Raw genomic sequence first — 10,351 nt, 5'->3', positions numbered from 1 at the left:
AGTTAACCTCAATTGCTTGATCTAGGTGCCAGCTAACCGTAATGCCTTAAATTAGGTGCAGAGCTAACTGTAATAGCTTCATTTAGGTACATAGTTAACCTCAATTGCTTGATCTAGGTGCACAGCTAACCGTAATAGCTTCATTTAGGTACATAGTTAACCTCAATAACTTGATCTAGGTGCATTTCTGCACCTATTCCGCCAGCTACCTCTCAAATCCGCTCAACTAGATGCACTTGTGCACCTATTTGTGTTATCTCCATCAAATTTGATAAAAACAAGTCCACTTCTGCGCTTATTTGCACTTTACGATCGGTCACGCACACTACAATCACACAACATACGTAAACCACTTATACTCTCAAATCACACTACCTACACAAATGTCATACTGTTAGTTTAATAGCACTCCTTGTACACTTAACATACAAATCGGACTCCTTGCACGCTCTACAAACGCATAACCCCCACACCTAATACACTTCACATATTCACACTGCTGCGTGTCCAGTTACTACTATCTACAAAAGCCAAGAAGAATAAAAAGATGGCTAGCTAAGTGAGAACCCCAGTTAGCAGCAGCAACGTCATCTAAGTGCATAAGTGCACCTATTCCGCCAGCTACCTCTCAAATCCGCTCAACTAGATGCACTTTTGCACCTCTTTGCATCATTTCCATCAAATTTGATAGAAACTAGTGCATTTTTGCGCTTAATTACACTTCACAGATGGTTCAAGCACACTATAATCCACTCTACCTGCACAAGCCGCCATAAACTAACTAAACAATTCACATGCTATCCAAATACACTCCTCGCACACTTAACATACATCCAACTGTACTCCGAATACACCTAACAAACGCACATTCTCTCATAGTCCAGCAGCTACTCTCAACAAAAAAAGTCGAGAGTACATGCTGATTAGTTAAGTGAGCCCCCCGGTTCATACCAGCAGTTTCATCTAAGCGCATAAATACACCTATTCCGACAACTACTTTTTCAATCCACTCAAATAGATGCACTTGTGCACCTATTTTCGTCAAATCCATCTCATTTATTGAAAATAGATGCACTTTTGCACTTATTCAAACTTTACACGCGGTACATGCACACTTCACTCACACTACGTGCACAATCCAAATTCACACCCCCCACACACTACATTCACAATCCATATACACAATTTCAATCGCTCTCTACCTATACAATTCGTATGTAATTAAGACACACTCCACATACTCACAAGTCACACGCTCCACAAATGCACACATTCACACATATTCAGCCGTCACTTCTAATTCCTCTCTTACTCTAACTCTAACTCTTACTCTTACTCTTACTCTTACTCTTACTCTTACTCTTACTCTTACTCTTACTCTTACTCTTACTCTTACTCTTACTCTTACTCCTACTCCTAGTCCTACTACTACTCCTACTCCTACGTCCACTTCCGCTCCCTACAAAAAAGGATTAAAAGCCGAGCGTATCAGCTCATAGCTGACAATACGAATACCTTTTCCTGATACAACTGGACGCAGCTTGCCAATGTCACACAGTCTTTTCAAATATTTGACCGCCGTGCGGCGATTAATATGAAATTCCTTCATCACATCGGCTGGGCGAATGTTCTTGTTTGACCTAAACGCATAATGCAATAACTCACGCTCCAGGCGTGTCATGTTTTGCTCTTGCGTGTGAGTCACCAAATAAGGAGCCAGCAGCGACTGCAGCAAAGACGCAATAAGTTGCGGCTTTTCCTCCAACTCGTCATAAGGTATGGACACGACGCGGTATCCAAGCACTTGCAGAAATGTTTCCCGATTTAGCTCCCGTCGGTATCGAATTCGATCGGTATTCTGAACATGAGGTCCATAGCCCTTTATTTCGAAAGCGAACCTCGTCGCTCCCCGCTGCCAAACTAAATCAATATAAAAAGGGTTCCCACGCCAATCCACGACTTCATACTCCGGATGTAAATGATCAAAACTACCCATCATCGGCCACCAAACTTGCTTCAAAAACAAACGTTCACCATGCCCATGTCCACGCTGAAGCCTGCTCTTGTGCTCTCCCTTACTTGCACGCAAATGTTTTTTCAACCATTTCTCATGTTCTTCAGCAAATTCCATCTCTCATCCTCCTCAAAATGAAAAAACGTCCTTGGCTCCTCTTGTTCAGAGGAAAACCAGGGACGTTCTACGTCACACTTTTTTATTTAACTTTTTATAAGATGTCAGCCATGACGTTCTATGTCACAACTATCTTATCCAACTTTTCAAAGATGTCATACTATGACGTTCTACGTCACACTTGTTTATTCATCTTTTTATAATATGTCATACTATGACGTTCTACGTCGCACTTTTTTTATTCAACTTTTCAATACGCTAATGCCACATCTTAGGAAGCTGCTGTTATCGTGTACTTCTGCTCTAACTTGTTACATTCGTGCCAGTAGAGCAGCTGCCTCTGCACGAGTCAAAGTCGCGAGCGGCTTGAAGCTTCCGTCCTTGTAGCCAGTAATAATACCGGAATCTATTATTCCGCCCACCAACCCAAGGTTTGATGCTTGTATGGATGATTTGTCAGAAATCTTAGCTAAGCCGTCCGTTTTTTCGATCAACTTTAGTGCTTTTGCTGTCCATACCGCTACCTCTTCTCTTGTAATCGGCTGTTCAGGCTTGAAGCGATTTCCATATTTTGAAGCATCAATCCAGCCTTGTGTTACAGCCGATTCAATAAATGGCCTAGACCAGCGCGTGCTCGGGACGTCAAGAAATGACAGGTTTTCTGCTTTAACAGAAACTTTCAGTTTCTTCGCAAGCATAGCCAGAAACTGCTCCCTCGTTACCTGAGCAGCAGGACGGTAGGTTCCATCTGGAAAACCGTCTACAACGCCAGCTGCTGCAAGTTCCTCAACGGCTCCTTTTGCCCAGTGCAGCTTCAAATCGGAAAATAAAAGTCCAGAAGTATGTTTAACCTCAATATCAGAGAAGGTTAATTCACCTGCTGAATCGATAACTGCAACTTGAAAGTTGTTGCTAATTCTACTTACTGCAGTCTTTTCTCCAGCAATAGGGAGCTCCCACTTCAACTTGCCTGCTAAATTATACGATGCAAGGGAATGACGTCCTCTACTAGCGTAAGTATTATCAGATAAAGTAAGAAGCCATTCATTCTGCTGCTGGTTGATACTATTGGTGGATTCGGGATAATTTTTCACATTAATAAAACGGATAAGCTCTTCTCCCTCGGTCACGCCAATATTCTCGCCAGGTTTAAATATAACGAGCTTATTTTCGCTTAAAAATGGTCCTGTATAGGCATATACTTTCAAATTTTTCTTCCATTTCGATTTGCCTTCTTTATCTACTGCTTCTACAGTACCTTGTGAGCTGCTCGTAACAATGGTCCCATCCTGAAGCAGCAACGGTTTATAAAATGTATTATCTGACACGCCGAGCTCATACTTCCAACGAATGCTGCCAGATGAAGCATTAATAGCGTAAAGCGTGCCATGTCTACGAATTTGTACTATTCCTGAAGGTATAGTCGCACTCTCACCAACCCACTCATCTGCCGTAGTAATAACATATAAAGTGTCTCCAGTATCATTTAAAGTTGGCTCAAAATGTGTGATCTCTCCACTCAACGATATCGACCAAAGCCGAGTATCCGAAACATTTGATGCTTCAAGATAACTGGTGACGCTGCGTTTGTTGCCATCCCTAACAATATTATTATTTGTAAATCCTGTATATCTATTACTGGAACGATCCCACCCAATCATAGTATTGCGCTGATTAGCTGCCACCATATTATGATGAACCTGCTTGCCGCTGCTTGGATCAAATGCTGTAAGCAAACCGCTATTCGTTCCTATAAAAAGCCGTCCATCCGGTCCAATTGCAGGCCTCGCCCATACCTGATCCTTCAAATCGTATTGCCACTGTAGCTTTCCTTCCAAGCTGACAGCTGCTACCTTCCCTTGACTGCTAAGTGCATAAACCGTACCATTATCCGAGATGAGGGGAGCCTGGTATACCTCATTAATACTGCTATTCAGTGTAGGCAACGACACTCCCCATTTTTTCACAAGCTGAGCGCTATAGGTAACCCCAGGCTCATTCATATAAGCTCGCTCGTTTATCTTAATTTTCATTGTCGTCTTCAAATGCAAATATTCAGCGCTTACCTCGACTTCACCAGCTCCGACCGTATGAAGGCCCTGTTTATCAAAATAAGCAATTTTTTCATTGTTGCTGCGATAAACGATGCCTTGCGGATTGGTTTGCTCCTTGCCATCTGCCCACTTCACAGTTGCAAATAGCGAGTATGTACTTTTTGATTCAATGTACGGAAAGAGGTTCCCAAACGTGATGGAAACCGCATCGCCCTTGTTTGAGGCTTGTTTAATTTCAAACGCGATTATCCGGCCGCTCTCTGTTCCAACATAGATCGTATTGATATCCCTATATGTTAAATAAATGGGGGAATTTGTGTTGTACTCTGTTAGCTTCGTTGATTTCAAATCCGATAAAACAACTTTGTTATAACCATTTATTACATTCATTCCATTGTCTAACGAAACAACCGAACTAGCATAAAGGCCGCTCTTTATAGAGGATTGCAATTCCCCTCTTTGATTTATCCGAAGCAAGCGATTTTTAAAATATTCACTTTGCTCGGTTTTCTCAACCTTCGTCTTGTCATAACCAATCAATGAGCTGTAGAAAAGAAGGGAACCATCCTTATCCAGCTGCATTGCTGTTCCGTTTTCCAATACATTAGTATCTTCGTCGATTTGCAGCTTCCATATCAGTTTTCCTTGCGTATCAAATTTAGTAATGACAGCATCTCTCGTAACAATATAAGCGTTTTGTTGATCATCAAAAATAACAGGAGCGTATGACCTTGCGCTTAGCGAGTAACTTTTTTTCACAGCTCCCTCACTGATCACTTTAACCTCACCTGGACTTCTGTCCTGACTAAGCTGTGAACTACCCGATTGATCTCCTTTTTTCGAAGCCTCTAAATATACGATTAAATTGCCTTGCTTGTCCGTCATTGGGGTATTATAAGATGATCCATACATATTGACTTTCCAGCGCGATGAGCCGCTAGCATTTAATTCCTCCGCATAAGATATCCATTCGGTGCTTAGCTTGCCCTCAACAAATTTGGTATCTATTTTATAAGTTGTAATAAAAACCTTATCCTCTAAAGTGTCTGCGTACTTTACCAAACTTGTTATATTGGTCCGTTCCAATGCTTTCGTACCATCCATACGCAGGGCAAGCAGCGGTCCCTTGATCTCACTTGAATATAGATTAAGCCGTTACGTTGAACGACAACCTTTTGAAAGCTTGAATAGGTTGTTTCATACTCCCATTTTTTCACGCCATCTTTGTTGAAAGCATATAAATTCCCTCTTGAGCCGACATAAAGGATCCCGTCTGCTCCTATTTCGAGCTGACCTTCTCTTTCTGAAGAAGTAACATCCATAGGACTAACATAAGCAGACCACAGCTGCTTACCAACAGGGCTAAAGGCATAAACCTTCCCTTGCTGAGATAGGATGTACACCGTGCCGTCCTCACCGATGACCGGATTCGCAGCTACGCCTCCCTTGATGCTTTCGCTCCATCGCTCTGCTAAATAGGAAGCAGCAGGTTTAGCGTCATTCGCTTGGACAGAGGATGAAGCACCGAAGCTTGGAACACACAGCGTAAAAACGATCAGCAAGCAAATTCCGATTTTATAATAAAACCATCTGTTCATGTTGGTCCCATCTCCCATTTATACTAATTATTATCTCTAAAATCTAAATTTATAATAGTAGATTGGTTGAATAGAGTAAAGGAATTTAGCAGCCTCTCTCGCTCGGGAAGGCGGTAAACAATAATAAACTAAGTCCTTATTCAGGATTCTCAGCCAGCAATTACGGTTTCGACTGATTACACAGCAGAAGGTTTGCCTGCAGAAATAGAATTTCTAAGCTGCTCCTTTAAAGAAGCAACGCTACTACAGCTTAGCTACGCAATGAACATGTAACCCACAACCGTAATTCGCTGGTTCTACAACCTGATCATCCCGATAAGGCTGCCCAAAGGTCTAATGATTTTCGGACAGCTTTTTTATGGATTTACAATTTCATCTGAGACCAACACCAATCCAAAAGCAATTTCTAATAAAGCACAGCCTATAACTGCTATAAGAATAGCGGCAGCCCCGTCGCCCGTCGCAGACAGTCCCCGCCTAAAGCCTAGCACCGAAATGGCCCGAGGACCGTTACGAAACAATCTTCCAGAGACTACAATAAGGACATAGATGAGCTACACGAAAGGATGACTGTATATGAAAAAATTATTTCGATCAACGACAGACAGCAAGCTGACAGGTCTATGCGGAGGCATCGGACAATGGCTCGGCATTGATTCCACTATTGTTAGATTGTTAGTTGTCATTGCGGCGTTCTTCAGCTTCGGAACGGTTATACTCGCATATTTTATAGCTACACTCTTTATCCCAAAAGCAATTAACAACGACTTTCGATTTGCCGATCACTACTAAATCAAATAAACGAATGCAAATGAAAATAAAACCAAACACAAACTTTTAAGGAGAGATTATCAATGGGAATTTTACAACGAGTAGTTAGTATGACAAAGGCAGCAGCAAATGAAATGTTGGACAAGATGGAAAATCCGGTCATGATGCTTAATCATTATTTGAGAGATTTGGATGAGGAAATTGCCAAAACTGAGCATGCGCTGGCGCAGCAGCAAGCACAGGATCGCATGCTGCAATCTAAACTAAGTGAATTCAGCGGACAAGTAAGCTATTACGAGGGTAAAGCAGAGCAAGCGGCAGTTGAGGAACGTGAAGCAGAAGCTCGTACGGCGCTTGAAGCGAAGCTGCTGTATCTAGAACAAGCTGAAGAAACGGTAAGATTGCAGCAGCTTGCAAAGCAAGCGGTACTTGACCTCGGTTATCGCATTGAGGCATTGAAAGAAGAGAAAACACGGCTGCAAGGAAAACGCGCTGAGCTCATTACCCGCGTGCAGCAGACAACTGCAACCTCTTCTAGCTATTCCAACTCCCTTCATGGAAGCTCCGCTTCACAAGGGTTCGATCGGATTGAACAAAAGGTAATGGAATTAGAAGCACAACGTGAGCTTACAAAAGGTTCATACAACAGCTTACATGCTGGCGCATATGGTTCCGATCAGCAGCTAGAGCAGCGCAAAGCTCGTGTGGATGAAGAACTTAAACGGCTTCAAACTAAAAAAGCCTAAATACAACTAAAAGCGGCGGGCAAGACGTATAGTAACGTCATTGACCGCCGCTTTATTCGTTAGAATATTATTTTAAATTAGGATGAAGAAGCGCTAATAAATTGAAATACGCCAATTGCGATCAGTAGAACGACGAATATAAGGATGAACCACAGTACAAACTTTAGAGCGTTAGAAGAATTCGATTTACGTTGAAGTTTTTCCTCGACGTTAACTAATCGTTCTTTAAGCTCCTGTATTTCTTTTTCCTGTTGCTGCATTCTTACCCCTCCCTGGCAAATAATTTCGATTGACAAGAATATGTTATCTTTACATTTTTCATTCTTTTGTAGATTAAAAAAAACGCTAGATCATCAATATATCATGATCTAGCGTTTTTTTCATTTATTTACTAATTTTACAGCGATTATTTAACTGTTGTTTGTTCGATGAAAGTCGATGTTGTCAGCTCCATATTAACAAAATCGTCGTCCCTTCACCCGGTGTTGTTTTAACCGTAATCCTGCCCCCCATAGCTTCAATCAGTCCCTTCGATATAGCCATGCCAAGTCCAGAACCGTTGGTGGTGGATGCGGTATCCGTGCCGCGATAATAACGCTCAAAAAGCCGATTCAATGTAGCTTCATCCATACCGTCGCCATCATCGGTGAATTTTATCGTTATTCCGCCACCTTCTTCAGTCGCCAGAAGCGATACCGTCAAAACGGTACCAGGCGGGTTATGAAGCAGCGAATTAGCGGTTAAATTATTAACCACTCTCTCCAGCCAAGGCGTATACAGTTGGACCCAAACATCATCTTGCGCAGCATGAAATACAATGCGCTCTTTTCCATAAGCAGGATCAGCGGCAGCCTGCTCAAGCGCTTCATAAAGCCAGGCGTTCAGTTCAACCTTCATCGTCTCAGGAGGAAGAATTCCCGACCTTAATCGGTACGTCATAGCAAGATCGCTGATCAACATATCCATATGAGCCGATTTTTCCAGCATCGTCGAAGAAAATTTACGTACCTCCTCCTGAGACCAATCATATGCCGGCTCTGCTAATAAATGGGCATAACCAGTTATAGAGGATAACGGCGTCTTCAAATCATGGGTAACGCCAGCAATCCATTCTTCTCTTAGGCTTTCCGTTTGCTCCCGCATCGCTTGCTCTCTCTTCAACGCATTGGATAACTTTTCAATAGAAACCATCACATCAGCAAAAACACGATACCTTCGCCGCCATTTCCCTGCTGACGTTCGGCTTCGATGGAGACCTCTACGATCAACAGGTTCTTCATACACCGTTTTCCCTATTGAATCGAGCCACACAAGCATGTGCAGCATCGGTGCGCCAAAGCGATGGGCCTGCCATAGTGAGAGGAGTACGAACAAGACCAGTAAGGAGATAAACAAGAAAATGGACCCGATAATGACTACCTGTGCTTCCTCCGGTATCCATTTCTTTTTGCCCGAATCTCCCGCTACACTATTCGGCTCTCCGACAAGCCAGGTGTTTCCTGTTTCTGCATCATGCGAGGTTGCTATCCGGTAACCGTATCTTTCACCATACAATGTACGAAGCGCAAGTTCCGGAACGGAGTATAACGAAGGTACCGCATCGGGTTTGTTATAGGAGACCAGTTCCACACCTGCCGAATCGATCAGTTGAACAAAAGCATGAGCCGATCTTATTTTTCCTGATAAGGCATCTGGAAGGACTAATTTTTTTTCAGAAACAATGAATTCGACTTCATTTAATTGTTCCAATATAGGCTCTATTACTTTTGGAGCCCCATAGACCATTGTGTATTTCTTCCCATCCTTCTGCTGTATCCATAACGCAATCTGGTAAGGAAATGTGCTCTTCCCCATCCAGTGTTCCACTAATTCACCTGGCCCATATTGGTTGGGAACATCTTTGGGCGTGTTATAAGCACTAGCAACTTTTCCATTCTCATCTAGGCTTTGCAGCCAGCCATTGTTTTTCTTCACCTGCCTCAGCAAGCTTGGTGCAAACGTAATGCCATTCTTGCCAAGCTTAGAGGATTCTACCATCTGTTCTAACCCTACACTGGCAAAATCACGTGTAATGTTAATCTCGCTAAACCGCTGCAGCATCCAATAAAAGGTCAGCGCAGCTATGAGAAGAACGATCATTCCTGCTATTGCGAGTTGAAGAACGAACTTCACTGTTAGTTGTCGCTTAATATTCATGGCATAGTAAGCTCCTGCTGATCCGTTTTAACTAGTTTGTAGCCCATACCTCTGACGTTAACGATAAATTTTGGATTAGACGGATCAGCTTCAATTCTTTCTCTTATCCGATGAATATGAACCATGACCGTATTGTCATCACTGAAGGCTTCTTCACCCCAAACCTTCTCATACAGCTCGCTTTTACTGAATATTCGATTAGGGTTTTTGCAAAGAAAAAGCAGCAGCTGAAACACAAGTGCAGGACATGAAACAGCCTGTCCTTCAATAAACAGCTCACCTGCTGTCTCATCTAATTTAAATCGACCGTAATCAAATACGTTGGATTTTCGATTGTGGGAATCTTCCGAGGTATTTTTTAAGGCATCAGTTTCCGTTGACGAACTAAAGTACCGCCGCAGCTGCGCCCTTATGCGGGCTACTACTTCCAGCGGATTAAATGGTTTGGTAATGTAGTCATCTCCCCCAATCGCAAACCCTGTCAGCTTGTCAAAATCCGATGTTCTCGCGGTGAGAAATAAAATTGGCGCGTTCGTCGTTTGACGGATAAAAGGACATATTTCAATTCCGCTGCGCCCTGGCAGCATCACATCCAGTACAATTAAATCGTATTTTTTAGCTTCACAAGCTTCAATGGCTTCTTCACCCGATTGCACGGTATCAATATTCATGTAGCCTTCCTTGCGCAATACCGTCTGCAAAAGCTCCAGTAGCGCTTGCTCATCATCAACGAGCAAAATTGATGCATGGTTCATTCGTGCCAGCTCCTTCCGCCAACTGATGTTTATATCATCATAGCATGATTTTTTTCACTTTAAATCATTCTAATCTTAAGGGAAGCTTAATTCGTCTCCA

General features: G+C 42.6%; 8 protein-coding genes. 2 read left to right on the top strand and 6 right to left on the bottom strand.

Going from position 1 to position 10,351, the window contains the following annotated elements:
* Positions 1 to 1,459: 1,459 nt before the first annotated feature.
* The 3 genes from ACIFSR_RS11015 to ACIFSR_RS11005 all read right to left on the bottom strand — a co-directional run bounded on the left by ACIFSR_RS11015 (position 1,460) and on the right by ACIFSR_RS11005 (position 5,783).
* On the bottom strand, positions 1,460 to 2,131 hold the full coding sequence (locus tag ACIFSR_RS11015; RefSeq protein ID WP_430057373.1) for a hypothetical protein: 672 nt from the start codon (positions 2,129 to 2,131) through the stop codon (positions 1,460 to 1,462).
* 311 nt (positions 2,132 to 2,442) lie between these two features.
* A complete protein-coding gene (locus ACIFSR_RS11010) occupies positions 2,443 to 5,271 on the bottom strand; it encodes an S-layer homology domain-containing protein (protein ID WP_430057371.1) in 2,829 nt (942 codons plus the stop codon).
* The gene (locus ACIFSR_RS11005; protein WP_430057369.1) at positions 5,253 to 5,783 is read right to left on the bottom strand and encodes a PQQ-binding-like beta-propeller repeat protein; all 531 of its coding nucleotides are present in this window, start codon (positions 5,781 to 5,783) and stop codon (positions 5,253 to 5,255) included. Before ACIFSR_RS11005 ends, ACIFSR_RS11010 begins: the two co-directional genes overlap by 19 nt.
* Positions 5,784 to 6,359: 576 nt before the next feature.
* Between ACIFSR_RS11005 and ACIFSR_RS11000 the strand changes: the two genes are divergently transcribed.
* Positions 6,360 to 6,575, top strand: a complete 216-nt coding sequence (locus tag ACIFSR_RS11000) for a PspC domain-containing protein (RefSeq protein WP_076271803.1) — start codon at positions 6,360 to 6,362, stop codon at positions 6,573 to 6,575.
* A gap of 62 nt (positions 6,576 to 6,637) precedes the next feature.
* A complete protein-coding gene (locus tag ACIFSR_RS10995; protein WP_430057367.1) occupies positions 6,638 to 7,300 on the top strand; it encodes a PspA/IM30 family protein in 663 nt (220 codons plus the stop codon).
* Between the two features lie 77 nt (positions 7,301 to 7,377).
* Here ACIFSR_RS10995 and ACIFSR_RS10990 read toward each other — a convergent pair whose 3' ends face one another.
* From ACIFSR_RS10990 to ACIFSR_RS10980, 3 genes are all read right to left on the bottom strand, one after another.
* Entirely contained in the window at positions 7,378 to 7,560 is a 183-nt protein-coding gene (locus tag ACIFSR_RS10990; RefSeq protein ID WP_430057365.1) for a hypothetical protein, read from the bottom strand.
* Between the two features lie 184 nt (positions 7,561 to 7,744).
* Positions 7,745 to 9,496, bottom strand: a complete 1,752-nt coding sequence (locus ACIFSR_RS10985) for a sensor histidine kinase (RefSeq protein WP_430057363.1) — start codon at positions 9,494 to 9,496, stop codon at positions 7,745 to 7,747.
* Complete coding sequence (locus ACIFSR_RS10980; protein WP_339207417.1) at positions 9,493 to 10,251, bottom strand: response regulator transcription factor; 759 nt, start codon at positions 10,249 to 10,251, stop codon at positions 9,493 to 9,495. The genes ACIFSR_RS10985 and ACIFSR_RS10980 overlap by 4 nt, the downstream gene beginning before the upstream one ends.
* Between the last annotated feature and the right edge of the window lie 100 nt (positions 10,252 to 10,351).

It is taken from the genome of Paenibacillus sp. NRS-1760, from assembly GCF_050467785.1.
Lineage (GTDB): Bacteria > Bacillota > Bacilli > Paenibacillales > Paenibacillaceae > Pristimantibacillus.
This window is presented reverse-complemented; position numbering and strand designations above follow the sequence as displayed.

What these genes read in the sequence shown, in the direction of transcription:
- ACIFSR_RS10980 (WP_339207417.1), bottom strand. Translation starts at nt 10,251, where the DNA reads ATGAACCATGCATCAATTTTGCTCGTTGATGATGAGCAAGCGCTACTG.
- ACIFSR_RS10995 (WP_430057367.1), top strand. Translation starts at nt 6,638, where the DNA reads ATGGGAATTTTACAACGAGTAGTTAGTATGACAAAGGCAGCAGCAAAT.
- ACIFSR_RS11015 (WP_430057373.1), bottom strand. Translation starts at nt 2,131, where the DNA reads ATGGAATTTGCTGAAGAACATGAGAAATGGTTGAAAAAACATTTGCGT.
- ACIFSR_RS10990 (WP_430057365.1), bottom strand. Translation starts at nt 7,560, where the DNA reads ATGCAGCAACAGGAAAAAGAAATACAGGAGCTTAAAGAACGATTAGTT.
- ACIFSR_RS11005 (WP_430057369.1), bottom strand. Translation starts at nt 5,783, where the DNA reads ATGAACAGATGGTTTTATTATAAAATCGGAATTTGCTTGCTGATCGTT.
- ACIFSR_RS11000 (WP_076271803.1), top strand. Translation starts at nt 6,360, where the DNA reads ATGAAAAAATTATTTCGATCAACGACAGACAGCAAGCTGACAGGTCTA.
- ACIFSR_RS10985 (WP_430057363.1), bottom strand. Translation starts at nt 9,496, where the DNA reads ATGAATATTAAGCGACAACTAACAGTGAAGTTCGTTCTTCAACTCGCA.